Genomic DNA, 14,662 nt, shown 5'->3' on the forward strand with positions numbered 1-14,662 from the left:
AGCTTTTTTGGTACATTGAAGACTGAATTAACCCATCATAAAATTTATCAAACTAGACGACAAGCAAGACAAGATATATTTGAGTATATTGAAATTTTTTATAACAAATTTAGAATGCATTCTACTTTAGATTATAAAAGTCCAGAAGAATACGAAAATGAGAGAAAAACCACTAAACTATGTGTCTAATTTAATGGGGGAACCTCAGTTTAAAATAAAATTAATTAGGAAGTATGAATAATTCATAAATTAGTATTTGCTGAGTTCTTTAACCAAGGGCTTAGCTTTTTTATTTGCTAGAAGAAATTTAATTAATAACTATTTATTAACCTCATACGAATAAATTTACATCAATTGTAAAATCTAATTATAATAAATAACTATGAGGTGTTTTGATGAAGAAGATATCTGGCTTTCAATTTCTATTAACCATGACTAACTTTATGATAGGTGGAACAATTATATTCCCAATTGGTATTGACGCAAAACAAGATGCTTGGCTAGCTATTTTAGTTGGGATGACTTACGGAATATTTCTATGTTTGTTATTTGTAAAAATAAATTCATTATATCCTGGTGCTACATTTATTGGGATAACCCAAGAGATATTTGGTAAATACTTGGGCTGGTTTGTGGGATTTATCTATGCGACTTGGTGTATTTATATTTCGATTAGAAATATTAGAGATTTTGCTGAGCAAATTACCCATAATTTTTTATCTGATATTAACATTGTGGTGATTCTTACCCTAATGGTCATTTTGATGATATATGCTTTATATCAAGGAATAGAGGTGCTGATTAGAGTTACTTGTTTTATCTTTCCTGTCGTTTTTGTATATATACTAATTTCCGATTCTTATCTTATGATGGTTAGTGGTGATTTTAATAATTTAAAGCCTATCTTACATGAAGGATTAGTCTTAAGTACAGTTCATTCTAAGCTTATGGGCTTTCCTTATGCTGAGTTAACTGTTTCTATGATGATTATTCCTCATGTTAATATTACTTTTAATAAAATAAAGAATCTATTAATTTTAGCTAATATTTGGGGCTCTTTAATAATACTATTTGATACTGTAATGTTAATTTCAGTTTTAGGAATATATCTAGCAGAAAATTTAAGTTTTCCTATTATTCAAGCAACTCAGCTTACTCAAGGTGACTTATTAAAGTTTAATATTATTATTGTTTTAGTAACTAATTTGGTTTTAATTGTAAAGGCATCAGTTTTGGCTTATGCTGGGATTAAAGGCTATTCCCAACTTTTCCAAGTTTCTTATAAAAAGATGGTATTTTTTGTTCTTATAATATCTATTTATTTAGCCAATATTGTAGCTAAGAGTTATTGGCAACATGTTCAATTTGGACTTGGAATTAGTTTAATATCTAATGTTGTAATTGGTATTTATATTCCTCTAATTACGCTAATTTTTTATTATTTGAAGAGATATATGAAGAAATTAATAAATTATTGCTGACCTTTTTTGATTAAAGTCTAACAAGAGGAGCAATCTTTGTTTTCCTTTATTTATTATATAAGTCCTTTCTGTATTTTGATGGGGGGATTCCTTTGATTTTTTTAAAGGTCTTGGAGAAGGTTAAAGGGTCTTGGTAGCCTACAGAGCGGGATATATCAGCGATTGATAAGTTCTTTTTTTTCATCAGTTCACAGGATTTATCTATTCTAAAGTTAATTAAAAACTGTTGTGGTGAAGTATGAAGACTTTCATTAAAAATTGACCACATATAACTTCTATCTAGACCAATGTGATCAGCTATTTCAGTAATGCTAATCTTCCGATAATAATTTTTAGCAATAAAATTTATTATCTCTTTAATATACAGTTCAGTTCTATCAATATCATTGTTATCAGATGAATTATTCTCTCTTATTTCAATAAGATGGGATAAAAAGATATACAAAAGACCTGTTAATCTGATTTCTCTACTTCTTATTAGCTCTTGTGTAGAGATCATTTTAGTAAAACATTTTTTAATAAAAGAAGTCTCTGTAACTGAAAATATAGGATTGTTCAGTGTTAAGTTTGCTTGCTTGAGGTAAGATTCTGCTTTAATTCCATTAAATCCTACCCAAGCGTAATGCCATGGATTATCTCTTTTAGCTTCATAATAGGTAATTGTATCTGGGGGGATTAGAAAGCCATCTCCTGCTTGCAGTTGATAAGTTTTATTATTAATTTCAAAAATACCTTCTCCTTCAAAAATATAATGGATTAAAAAATGATCTCTAATTCCAGGTCCCCAGGAATGATTAGGGCGACAAATTTGCATCCCACATTGATACATATCTAAATCAGTAAGATTTAATCTGTTAATATCTATATCCATAAGATCATAGGGCATATAAATCCTCTCCTTTCAATTTTTATTATATCTAACATTATACCATAAGCAACTAACATAGTTCCATTCAAATTATGATAATAAAAGAGTAGAATATAAATAAGCTAATAATTCAAAGGAGGAATATAATTATGAGAAAGATTACTTTTATGGGAGCAGGAAGTACAGTTTTTGCTAAGAATATTTTAGGAGATTGTATCTTATCACCAGCACTAAGGGATTCTCACATTGCTTTATACGATATTGACCAGCAAAGATTAAAAGATTCTGAGATGATGCTCAATAATATTAATAAAAATCACGGAGACTATGCAGAAATAGTTGCTTATACAGACCGTAAAGAGGCTTTAAGAGATGCCAACTATGTAATAAATGCTATTCAAGTAGGTGGCTATAAACCTTGTACAGTAACTGATTTTGAGATACCTAAAGAATATGGATTAAAACAAACAATAGGTGATACCTTAGGGATTGGTGGTATCTTTAGAGCTTTAAGAACAATCCCAGTTTTACTTGATTTTGCTAAGGATATGGAAGAGGTCTGTCCTGATGCTTGGTTTTTAAATTATACAAATCCAATGTCAATTTTAACAGGTGCTATGTTAAAGGCTACTGAGATTAAAACAGTTGGTCTTTGCCATAGTGTTCAAAAATGTGTCCCTGAACTTTTGGAACCATTAGGAATGGATACAGAAGGATTACAATCTAAGATTGCGGGAATTAACCATATGTCATGGCTTTTAGAAATTACTGATAATGGAAAAGATCTTTATCCAGAGATTAAGAAGAGAGTATTAGAGAGAGGGGCTCCTCATGATGACATGGTCCGTTATGAAATTATGAAGCGTTTTGGCTATTATGTAACAGAATCTAGTGAGCATAATGCAGAGTATCTGCCTTACTTTATTAAAAATAATTATCCTGAATTAATTGAAAAATTTAACATTCCTTTAGATGAGTATCCACGTCGTTGTGAAGAGCAGATTAAGAGGTGGGAAACAATGAGAGATGAATTAGTTAATAATCAGGATTTAGAGCATGAACGCAGTAATGAATATGGTTCTTATATTATAGAAGCAATGGAAACTGGAAAGCCTTATAAGATTGGTGCTAATGTTTTAAATACTGGATTGATTACTAATTTACCTAGTGATGCTGTTGTAGAAGTACCGTGTTTAGTAGATAAAAGTGGGGTCACACCTTGTTATGTTGGAGAGTTACCACCACAATTAGCTGCTTTAAATAGAAGCAATATTAATGTTCATTTATTAACAATAGAAGCTGCCTTAACTCAAAAGAAGGAATATATTTATCAAGCGGCTATGTTAGACCCACATACTTCTGCAGAGTTATCAATAGACGATATAGTTGCTTTGTGTGATGATTTAATTGAAGCACATAGTGATTGGTTACCTGAATTTAAATAAAGCTATACTATTGCTGAGCTTCTTCTTAATTAAGAAGTTCAGTTTTATTTTATTGTAATTGTTAAAGAAGAGGAGGTGTTTAGTATGGTTGAATTTATTGGTAATATGGCAGCTGTTTTGACCACAACTGCTTTTCTACCTCAAGTAATCAAAACATTAAAGAGCAAATCAACAGATGATATGTCTTGGAGTTGGTTGCTTATGTTCATCACAGGGGTCTTTTTATGGCTGATCTATGGTTTAAGTATCAATGTATTTCCAATAACTGCTGCAAATGCCTTTACTTTTGTCTGTTTAGTAATTTTATTATTTATTAAGGTTAATAATTTATTTAAAAGTAGATAAAGTCAGAATATATGATTTGATCTTTAGCAAAACTAAGCTTAAAGTCTTTAGCTAAAGACTTTAAGCTTAGTTTCTATTTGTTATCAGTCTCTTTTTTATATTTTGATGGGGCGACTCCCTTGATTTTTTTAAAAATCTTGGAGAAGGTTAAAGGATCTTGATATCCTACAGAGCGAGAAATATCTCCGATTGATAATTTTTTATTTTTCATTAATCTACATGCTTTATCTATTCTAAATTCAATTAGAAACTGTTGAGGTGATAAGTTAAGGTAACTTTTGAAGATAGACCAGAGATAAGTTCTATCTACTCCAATATATTCAGCTATTTGAGAGACTGTTAAATTATATCTATTATAATTTTTATGAATATACTTTATAGCTTCTTTCAAATAAATTTCTTTAGGATTTTCTTTATCAGAATTTAAATTATCATTGTCTTTAATGAGTTTAGATAAAAATAAATATAGCAGTCCAAGTAGTTCTAGTTCTTTACCTTTTTTTAGATCATTAACTACTTTCATTTTATCAAATATTTTTTTGATTGAATTTTCCTTTTCTGTGGTGGAGAAGATAGGATTATCTTGGGTTAGATTTGCTTGTTCTAGATAAGTTTTAGCTTTTAAGCCATTAAAACCAATCCAAGCATAAGTCCAAGGATCATTACTATCAGCTTCATAGTAGGTAACTATATCTGGACAGATTAGAAACCCTTGTCCTGCACTTAAGTAATATGTCTTATTGTTTACTATGAACTTCCCTTTTCCTTTATAGATATAATGAACTAGAAAATAATCTCTAACAGCGGGTCCAAAAGAGTGATTGGTTTTACAGTTTTGAAATCCGCTTACGTATATATCCATATCTGTGAGGTTTAATCTATTAATCTCAATATCTAGTGCTTGATGTCCATAGTTATTTAACATAGTGATCCTCCATTATTATTAGTTTTAATATATATTCAACATTAAGTCATATTCAGTCAACATACTATCATTTACATTATTCAGTCAAATAGATATAATGCAAGTATAAGGTAATAGTTAATCTAATTAATTAAGTGGCAGATAAAAGCAATATTACTAATTAATAAGGATAATTTTATAAGCAGATAAGATATTATTAATTTAAAATCTTATGTCTACATTATATCAATAACTTTAAGATGATGTAAACATAAGATAATAATTATTAGATTGATCATTCTATAATAATAGAGCATAATAGGTATAATTCTATAAGTATATAATCCCATACCCTATTTTTAATAGTAGATAATTTTTCTTGCTTTGGATACTATTAAAAATGGGGTATTTATCAACTAGCTAAAAAAAGGAGGAGAGAGGGGGTATAAATTAGATAAGTTAGTATTAAAATTTATTTTATTAATCACTTTATTTACTTTTTTAACAAAGTTGCTAATTGTTAGCTTATATAAAAAAAGGAGGATATTATGAAAAAAATCATCAGTACCTTAGCAGTCTTTTTACTAGTAGGGATATTGTTGACTGGATGTGGTGGAAATCAAGAAGCTAGTAATAAAGATGGGCAGATAACTTTAGAGTTTTTCCAATATAAACAAGAAGCAGTAGGGACTTTTGATCATTTGATTGCTGAGTTCGAGAAGGAAAATCCAAATATTAAGATTGAACAGAATAATGTTCCAGAAGCTGATACAGTATTAAGGTCAAGGCTGGCTAAAAATGATATTCCAGCTATTATGACAGTTAATGGAGGAGCTATCTATCGTGAATTAGCTAGTTCAGGAATATACGCTGATTTCACTAATGATCCTATTTTAGAAGATGTTCAAGAGGCTTATATCAAGATGATACGAGAGTTACATGGTGATGCTGATACAAGTTATGGAATACCCTATACGGCAAATGCTGTTCCTATTATTTATAATAAAGACAAATTCGAAGAGTTAGGTTTAGAAATTCCAAAAACTTGGAATCAATTGATTGCTACAGCAGAGAAGATTAAAGAAGCTGGCGAAACTCCATTTTATTTAACATTTAGAGAGGCTTGGACGACATTACCTAGTTGGAATGCATTAGCCTCTAATCTAGCTGGAATAGATTTTGTCAAAGCTAAAGTAGAGGGTGAAGCTACCTTTAAAGAAGGTTATCGTGAAGTTGCTAAGAGAATGTATTCTCTATTAGAGTATGGTCATAATGATAACTTTGGAAATGGATATAATCAAGGAAATATAGCCTTTGCTAATGGTAAATCTGTTATGTATTTACAAGGTATTTGGGCGCTTGGACAGATTAAACAGGCTAATCCTGATATTAATCTAGGAGTTTTTGCCTATCCAGCAGTTAATGATGCAAGTCAAAATAAACTTGTTTCAGGGGTAGATACTGTGTTGACTATGTCTGCTAAACTCAAAGGAGAAGAAGCTAAGGCAGCTAAGAAGTTTATTCATTTCTTATTAGAAAAAGAGAGTACAAAATATTATATAGAGCAACAGAAGCTATTTTCAACTCTTAAGGGGGTTTATCAGCAAGATCCAATTTTAGCAAGTCTTCAAGAGTATTTTGAAACTGGGCGTTTAGTTCCATTTTCAGATCACTACTATCCAGCAGGGCTACAAATGGCTAATTTGATTCAAGAGTTCCTATTAAAGGGTGATGTTGATGCCTTCTTAGAGAAATTGGATAATGAATGGGATAAAGTACAGGCTAGACAGTAAGAGATAAAGCATAATTGGCAATTGATAATCAATTAAAAACTATTAATTTTTTACTGTAAATTCTAGATTGTCGATTGTCAATTATTATTATCAAAGGAGGTATTAAATTGCAGAATAAGTGTAATAAAACATTTTATTTGATGACAATTCCAGCCTTAGTCTTATTTTTTACTTTTCATACTTTACCAGCATTAACTGGAATCCTGTATAGTTTTACTGATTGGAAGGGATATGGGACTTGGGATTTTGTAGGCTTCAAAAATTATATTAATTTATTTAAGGATAGTCGTGCTTTAGATTCTTATATCTTTACTTTTAAATTTGCAGTTATAGCTACTATCTTAGTTAATATAATCAGTCTATTAATTGCTATGGGTTTAAATGCAAAGATTAAATTTAAGACTGCTCTTAGAGCTATTTATTTTACACCTTATATCTTAAGCATTTTGGTTGTTGGATATATCTTTAATTATATCTTTACTTTCTTCTTACCAGATATTGCTCAAACCTTAGGGATTAATACTTTAACTAAGAGTATTTTAGGAAACCCAGATTTGGCTTGGATTGGTGTAGTAATTTTAGCAGTATGGCAATCATGTGGATTTAATACTTTATTATATTTATCTGGATTACAGACAATCCCAGATAACTTATATGAAGCTGCAAGTATTGATGGTGCAGGCAGATGGAGGCAATTTACTAACATTACTTTCCCATTAATTTCACCATTTTTTACTATCAATATGGTACTAGCTATGAAAGGATTTTTGATGGTCTTTGATCATGTTATGGCTTTAACAAGTGGTGGACCAGGTCGAGCTACAGAATCAATCTCTTTGTTAATCTACCGTGGAGGATTTGCAGGTGGGGAGTTTGCTTATCAGACAGCTAACGCCGTTATTTATTTTATTGTTATCTTAGTTGTATCAGTCTTCCAAATTAAAGTACTACAAAAAAGGGAGGTAGAGCTATAGTGATTAGCCAAGAAGAAGCTACTTTAGAAACTAATTTAAAAAGTAAAGAAAGTAAGGAATCAAATCGTTCTTTTAAATTTTTTGAAGATAATGATATAAATTGGATAGCTACTATCTTATTATTAATCGGCTCACTAGCTATATTATTTCCTCTCTATTTGGCAATAAATGTAGCATTAAAAAGTCCCCAACAATTAGCCCAATCTATACTTGCATTCCCAAAAGAACTTCATTGGGAGAACTTTACTAAGGCAATGGAGTTAACCCATTATTTTAGGAGTTTTAAGAATAGTAGTTTGGTTACTGTTCCAACTGTAATTATAACATTACTAACAAATTCTATGGTTGCTTATGCTATTGCTAGAAATTTAGATAAAAAATTCTTCAAATTTCTGTACTATTACTTTATTGCTGCCTTATTTATTCCTTTTCCAATTATTATGTTACCTATTGTAAAAGAGATGAGTTTTTTAGGTTTAGATAATAGGCTGGGATTAACGATCTTATATATTGTTTATGGATTGTCAATGAATATCTTTATCTATATCAGCTATATTAAATCACTACCTGGTTCTTTAGAGGAAGCAGCAATTATAGATGGAGCTAGTACTTGGCAGATTTTTTGGAAGATTATCTTTCCACTATTAAAACCTATTAATGCTACAATAGCTATTTTAACTGCTTTATGGGCCTGGAATGATTTTATGTTACCATTAATTATGTTAAATGATCGAAAATTAATGACCTTACCCTTAGTCCAATATGTATTTCAGTCTCAATTTAGTACAAATTACAATTTAGCATTTGCTTCTTATCTCTTGGCATTAGCGCCAATGATACTTGTCTATATTTTTGCTCAAAAATGGATTATTAGTGGTGTAATGAAGGGGTCAGTTAAGGGTTAATACGAGAAATAATTAATTAACTAATAGTTAAATTAGGAGGAAGGTTATGGGAATCTATTATAATAAACAGAATAATATGTTTCACTTACAAGCTAATGATACAAGTTATCTGATTAAAATTTTGGACAATGGAGAGTTAGCACATGGATATTGGGGTAAAAAAATCAAATCAACAGAGTTGAAAGATTATCATGAATTAGCATTAAACCCTTATTTATTATCACAAAAAGAGGGACATTCCTTTGCGATGGATGTGATCTCAAAAGAATACCCAAGCTATGGAAATTCTGATTTTCGCCAACCTGCTTATCAAGTTAAGTTGGAGAATGGTTCTAGAATCTCTGAGCTAAAGTATTTAGAACATGATATTTTTAAAGGCAAGAAGAAGCTAAAGGGCTTACCAGCAACTTATGTAGAAGATGAGTCAGAAGCTGAAAGCTTAGAGATAACACTAATTGATAAAGTAACTAAGCTTAAGGCAAGACTTTCTTATACAGTCTATGAAGATTTGGATGCTATTACCAGGTCAGTTTACTTTATTAATGAAGGAAATGAGGCTATTAATTTATCTCGTGCTTTAAGTTCTAGTCTTGATTTTAAAGATAGTGATTTTGAATTATTACAGCTGTCTGGAGCTTGGGCTAGAGAAAGGCATATTAAAACAAGACCTTTAGTACAAGGACTACAAGCAATTGAAAGTAAAAGAGGAGCTAGCAGCCACTCTCAAAATCCTTTTATTGCATTACTAAGGGATAATACAACTGAATATCAAGGTGAAGTTTATGGTTTTAGTCTTGTCTATAGTGGAAGCTTTTTAGCTCAGATTGAGGTTAATAAATATAGTCAAACAAGAGTTTCTATGGGAATTAATTCCTTTGATTTTAATTGGTTATTAGAACCGCAAGAAGATTTTCAAACTCCAGAAGTAGTTATGGTTTATTCAGATCAAGGGGTTAATAAGATGTCCCAGACTTATCATAAGCTATATAGAACTCGTCTTGCTCGTGGTAAATTTAGAGATAAGGTCAGACCGATCTTGATTAATAATTGGGAAGCAACTTATTTTGACTTTGATGAAGATAAGATTCTAGAGATAGCTAAATCAGGAAAAGAGCTGGGCTTGGAGTTATTTGTATTAGATGATGGTTGGTTTGGTAAAAGAGATGATGATACAAGTTCTTTAGGTGATTGGTTTGTAGATAAGAATAAACTTCCTAATGGCTTAGGTAAGCTAGGTCAACAGATAAATAATTTAGGAATGGAGTTTGGTCTGTGGTTTGAACCTGAGATGGTCTCACCAGATAGTGATTTATATCGTGCTCATCCTGATTGGTGCCTTCATGTTCCAAATCGAAAGCGTTCAACAGCAAGGGATCAATTGATCTTGGATTTATCCCGTGAAGATGTATGTGACTATATTATAGAAAAGATTTCGGCTATTTTAGAAAGTGCTCCAATTACCTATGTTAAATGGGATATGAATCGGAATATGTCGGAGATCGGTTCTGCTAAGTTGCCACCAGAAAGGCAACAAGAGACTGCTCATCGGTATATGCTAGGACTATATAGAATTTTAGAAGAGTTAACTACTAGGTTTTCTGATATCTTATTTGAAAGTTGCTCTGGTGGTGGTGGAAGGTTTGACCCAGGTATGCTTTATTATATGCCCCAAACCTGGACTAGTGATGATACTGATGCTGTAGAGAGGCTACAGATTCAGTATGGAACAAGTATTGTCTATCCATTAAGTGCTATCGGTGCTCATGTTTCAGCAGTGCCAAATCATCAGGTACAAAGAATTACTTCTTTAGATATGCGGGGGCATGTAGCGATGTTTGGTAACTTTGGTTATGAGTTAGATTTGACTAAAATGACAACAGAAGAAAAAGAGCTTGTTAAAGAGCAGGTAGCAGAATATAAAGAGCTAAGAAAATTGGTGCAGCATGGTAATTTTTATAGATTATTAAGTCCTTTTGAAGGTAATGAAACAGCTTGGAGTGTGGTCTCTGCTGATCAACAAGAAGCCTATATTGGATACTATAAAGTATTAGCAGAAGCAAACGTTGGCTGTAGAGCCTTGAAGATTAAGGGATTAAATCCAGAGTTTAAATATCAATTAGTAGGTACTGAGAAGACTTATGATGGAGATTTCTTAATGCATATTGGAATAAATATTCCTGATGAATTATTAAATGGTGGGGATTTTAGAAGTATTGTTTGGAAGTTAAAAGCTACTAAATAGATGGTAATTAGATTTTAAGAAGGCTCATTTATGTTGGCTTATAATTATATTATTAAAGCAAGTCTAACATAAATGAGTTGTAAATTTATTTTAGAAAAATAAGACATAATCTTTTAATATAGATATATTTTGAGAATTGATTCCTAAACTTAGTTTCTTTAATTAAAAAAGTTTGACGTTGCTTTAAAATTAAGCTATAATATAATTAATAAATAATATTATAGAAGGGTATAATCTCTAAGAATTTAATCCACTATAAGATAGGTTAAATTTTTATGCAATATTATTTTTATTTATCGTCTTTATTAAAATAATTAATTAAGTTGATTAGAGCTAGTAATTTAACGAAAGAAAAACTGATGATTAAAGAGTCAAAGAGATTATTAACAAAGGGGGAATTAAGTAATGAATATTTTAGTAACTGGTGGTGCTGGATATATTGGGAGTCATGTAGTGAAAGAATTGTTAGAGACTGACCATCAAGTTGTAGTCTATGATAATTTGCAAAAGGGTCATAAGGAAGCTGTTTTAGGAGGAGTATTTGTTGAAGGTGATTTAGCTGATAGAGAATTATTAGATAGAACTTTTAGTAAGTATGATATTGAAGCAGTAATTCACTTGGCTGCTGATAGTCTAGTAGGGGAGTCGATGGAGAATCCAGCTAAATATTATCGTAATAATCTAGTTAATGGATTAAATCTGTTAGATGCAATGGTCAAGCATAATGTGAAAAAGATTGTCTTTTCATCTACTGCAGCAGTTTATGGAGATGTAGAAGAGGTACCGATTACAGAAGATTTACCTAAAGATCCAACCAGTGTTTATGGTAAATCAAAGCTATTCTTTGAAGAGATAATGAAGGATTATGATCAAGCTTATGGTCTAAAATTTGTCTCTTTAAGATATTTTAATGCAAGTGGTGCTGATGAATCTGGAAAGATTGGAGAAGACCATAATCCAGAGAGCCATTTAATTCCGATTGTATTACAGAAGGCTTTAGGTTTAAGAGATAAGTTAGCTATCTTTGGTACTGATTATCCAACTAGAGATGGAAGCTGTGTTAGAGACTATATCCATGTTACAGACTTAGCTCAAGCTCATATTCTAGGAATTGAGGCTTTGGAAGCTGGTAAAGAGAGTGAGATTTATAACTTGGGTAATGGTGATGGTTATTCAGTAAAAGAGGTAATTAACGTAGCCAGTGAGGTTGTAGGTAAAGAGATTGAAGCAGTAGAGGGTGATAGAAGAGCAGGAGACCCTGCCACCTTAATTGCTAGTTCTGATAGAATCAGAGAAGATTTAGCTTGGAATCCTCAGTATGGTGATTTAAAGACGATCATTGAGACGGCTTGGAAGTGGCATATGAATCATCCGGCAGGCTTTAAGAAATAGTAATAGCTTTGCGATGTTTAAATATAAAGCTATATTGATCTGTTGTGCTAGTTTAATTTAAATATTAATAGTGTCTTTTTATGGGTATATTGCGATATTTTTGCTTTTTAAAAGCGAACAAAAATCTTAGGTTCCGCCTAAGGGCGGGTTACGTTTTTCCTTGATGAAAAAGTAACCAAAAAATCAAGAAGAAAATTTAACTCTCTCAGCAACCAATATCTCTTGAAAATTAAAAATATAGTACTTCTACTTCAGAGATAACGCTATAATTATTGTTGTTCGAGAATATTTGCTTCGTTCAAACAGAAATTTTTTTCGGCTTAAAAAACCTTAAAATCTTTTTAAGTTTAAATTCAAAAGTGTCGTAATATCTCTCTGTTGTATCGGTTCTTCTACGAGCACACGGCGTTATATTGATATATTGCGACACTTTGGATGTTTAGATAGTTAGACAGTTCTTAACCGCCTACCACCTGTCTACCTAATAAGCAAAGTGTTTTAATATCTATCTAAAGTTTAAGTTTATACATCTATAAGGGGAGGGGCTATAATGCAGATTAGAGGACGTGTAAGGTATTATGGTATGGGAAAGAATGAAGATGGGACTAGAATTTGTCCCAAATGCCGAGTTAAAATTAAATCTAAGTATAAAAAGGCTGCTAAAGAAGATGGTTGCCCTTATTGTGGATATAATTATGTTGCCAGTTAAAAAGAATTTTTGTTGGTTGAACATATTAAAATAAGGAGGTTGAAGAGATGGCTAAGATTAATATTGCTTTAGAGATAGAAAAGTTACTAAAGTATGGAGAGGAAAAAGGATTATTGGCTAAATGGGACCTAGTTCCTATAAGAAATAGTATTATGGATTTATTAGAGTTGCCAGAGCCTTATGAGGGAGAGGTTGATTATGAAGTTGGTGATTCCCCTCAAGAAATTTTAGATAATATGCTTGATTATGCAGCGGAGAAAGGAATTTTAGAAGATAATACAATAACCTATCGGGATCTATTAGATACTGAGATTATGGGATTGATGATGCCTCGGGAATCTGAAGTAGTAAAGGAGTTTTGGACTAGAGCTGAAGAGGATATAAGAGAAGCTACAGATTATTTCTATAACCTATCCCAAGACTCCAACTATATCCGTAGAGATAGAATAGCTAAGAATATGCATTGGTTGGCTAAAACCGATTATGGTGATTTAGAGATAACTGTTAATCTATCTAAGCCAGAAAAAGACCCTAAAGCGATTGCTGCTGCTAAGCAGATGAAGCAGAGTAGTTATCCTAAGTGTTTTTTATGCTTTGAAAATGTAGGATATCCAGGTAGAGTAAATCATCCTGCTCGTCAAAACCACAGAGTTATTCCAATTACTTTAAATGATAAGCAGTGGTTTTTACAATATTCACCCTATGTCTATTATAATGAACATTCAATAGTTTTTTCTGAAAAACATGAGCCAATGAGAATAGATAAGGATACTTTTGTCAATCTACTTGATTTTGTAGATCAACTTCCTCATTATTTCTTAGGTTCAAATGCTGACTTACCTTTAGTAGGTGGTTCGATTTTAAGCCATGACCATTTCCAAGGAGGACATCATATCTTTCCTATGGAAAGAGCAGAGGCTGAGGAAGAGTTCACTCATCCAGAGTTTATAGAGGTAAAGACAGGTATAGTAAATTGGCCGATGTCTGTACTGAGATTAAGTTCAGAGGATAAGGAGAAATTGATTGCATTAGCAACGACTATTTTAAAAGAGTGGAGAACTTATAGTGATCAAGCTAGAGGTATAGTAGCTTTTTCAGAAGTAGAGGGAGAGAAAGAGCCCCATAACACTATAACTCCAATTGCTCGCAAGAAGGATGGAGTCTTTGAATTGGATTTAGTCCTACGGAATAATAGGACTTCTAAAGAATATCCAGATGGTATCTTCCATCCCCATCAAGAGCTACATCACATCAAAAAAGAGAATATAGGTTTAATAGAGGTGATGGGATTAGCGGTATTACCAGGTAGATTGAAGCAGGAGTTAGAAGAGGTAGCAAGGTACCTAACTGGAGAAGAAGTCTTTGACCGAGAGGATATCCTAAATAAAGAGGATATAGCTAAGCATGTTGATTGGATAGCAGAAATGGTAGAGAGTTATGGTAGTAATTTAGAAGCAACAGAGGCTAAAGATACCTTAGAAAGAGAAGTAGGAATGAAGTTTATGAAAGTGCTTGAGCATGCAGGGGTCTTCAAACGAGATGAGGCTGGTAAGGAAGGCTTTAGAGAATTTTTAAGGAGTATAGGAATGGATGATAGCAATTAA

Annotated in this window: 13 protein-coding genes; 11 read left to right on the forward strand and 2 right to left on the reverse strand. The window is 31.7% G+C overall.

Features of this window, described 5'->3' with window-relative positions:
- Both BX659_RS09465 and BX659_RS09470 read left to right on the forward strand, forming a co-directional pair.
- A partial coding sequence (locus BX659_RS09465; RefSeq protein WP_143786669.1) for an IS3 family transposase occupies positions 1–189 on the forward strand: 189 nt, incomplete at its 5' end.
- Between the two features lie 206 nt (positions 190–395).
- The gene (locus BX659_RS09470) at positions 396–1,481 is read left to right on the forward strand and encodes a GerAB/ArcD/ProY family transporter (protein WP_097018005.1); all 1,086 of its coding nucleotides are present in this window, start codon (positions 396–398) and stop codon (positions 1,479–1,481) included.
- A 46-nt stretch (positions 1,482–1,527) separates the two neighbouring features.
- Here the strand turns inward: BX659_RS09470 and BX659_RS09475 are convergent, their stop codons facing one another.
- Entirely contained in the window at positions 1,528–2,367 is an 840-nt protein-coding gene (locus BX659_RS09475) for an AraC family transcriptional regulator (protein WP_097018006.1), read from the reverse strand.
- Between the two features lie 131 nt (positions 2,368–2,498).
- Here BX659_RS09475 and BX659_RS09480 point away from each other — a divergent pair, with 131 nt between their 5' ends.
- On the forward strand, positions 2,499–3,794 hold the full coding sequence (locus tag BX659_RS09480; RefSeq protein WP_097018007.1) for an alpha-glucosidase/alpha-galactosidase: 1,296 nt from the start codon (positions 2,499–2,501) through the stop codon (positions 3,792–3,794).
- A gap of 84 nt (positions 3,795–3,878) precedes the next feature.
- Positions 3,879–4,139, forward strand: coding sequence for a SemiSWEET transporter (locus BX659_RS09485; protein ID WP_097018008.1), 261 nt, complete (start codon positions 3,879–3,881; stop codon positions 4,137–4,139).
- 73 nt (positions 4,140–4,212) lie between these two features.
- Here BX659_RS09485 and BX659_RS09490 read toward each other — a convergent pair whose 3' ends face one another.
- Positions 4,213–5,064: an AraC family transcriptional regulator gene (locus BX659_RS09490; protein WP_097018009.1), complete on the reverse strand. Its 852-nt coding sequence runs from the start codon at positions 5,062–5,064 to the stop codon at positions 4,213–4,215.
- A gap of 527 nt (positions 5,065–5,591) precedes the next feature.
- Here BX659_RS09490 and BX659_RS09495 point away from each other — a divergent pair.
- The 7 genes from BX659_RS09495 to galT all read left to right on the forward strand — a co-directional run bounded on the left by BX659_RS09495 (position 5,592) and on the right by galT (position 14,662).
- On the forward strand, positions 5,592–6,836 hold the full coding sequence (locus BX659_RS09495; RefSeq protein WP_097018010.1) for an ABC transporter substrate-binding protein: 1,245 nt from the start codon (positions 5,592–5,594) through the stop codon (positions 6,834–6,836).
- A gap of 140 nt (positions 6,837–6,976) precedes the next feature.
- A complete protein-coding gene (locus BX659_RS09500; protein ID WP_097018090.1) occupies positions 6,977–7,810 on the forward strand; it encodes a carbohydrate ABC transporter permease in 834 nt (277 codons plus the stop codon).
- Between the two features lie 95 nt (positions 7,811–7,905).
- On the forward strand, positions 7,906–8,715 hold the full coding sequence (locus BX659_RS09505) for a carbohydrate ABC transporter permease (protein ID WP_097018091.1): 810 nt from the start codon (positions 7,906–7,908) through the stop codon (positions 8,713–8,715).
- 46 nt (positions 8,716–8,761) lie between these two features.
- On the forward strand, positions 8,762–10,957 hold the full coding sequence (locus BX659_RS09510; RefSeq protein ID WP_097018011.1) for an alpha-galactosidase: 2,196 nt from the start codon (positions 8,762–8,764) through the stop codon (positions 10,955–10,957).
- 405 nt (positions 10,958–11,362) lie between these two features.
- A complete protein-coding gene (galE, locus tag BX659_RS09515; protein WP_097018012.1) occupies positions 11,363–12,349 on the forward strand; it encodes a UDP-glucose 4-epimerase GalE in 987 nt (328 codons plus the stop codon).
- A gap of 550 nt (positions 12,350–12,899) precedes the next feature.
- The gene (locus tag BX659_RS19015; protein WP_172431904.1) at positions 12,900–13,058 is read left to right on the forward strand and encodes a hypothetical protein; all 159 of its coding nucleotides are present in this window, start codon (positions 12,900–12,902) and stop codon (positions 13,056–13,058) included.
- 47 nt (positions 13,059–13,105) lie between these two features.
- Positions 13,106–14,662, forward strand: a complete 1,557-nt coding sequence (gene galT / locus BX659_RS09520) for a UDP-glucose--hexose-1-phosphate uridylyltransferase (protein ID WP_097018013.1) — start codon at positions 13,106–13,108, stop codon at positions 14,660–14,662.

It is taken from the genome of Orenia metallireducens, assembly GCF_003001995.1.
GTDB lineage: Bacteria > Bacillota > Halanaerobiia > Halobacteroidales > Halobacteroidaceae > Orenia > Orenia metallireducens_B.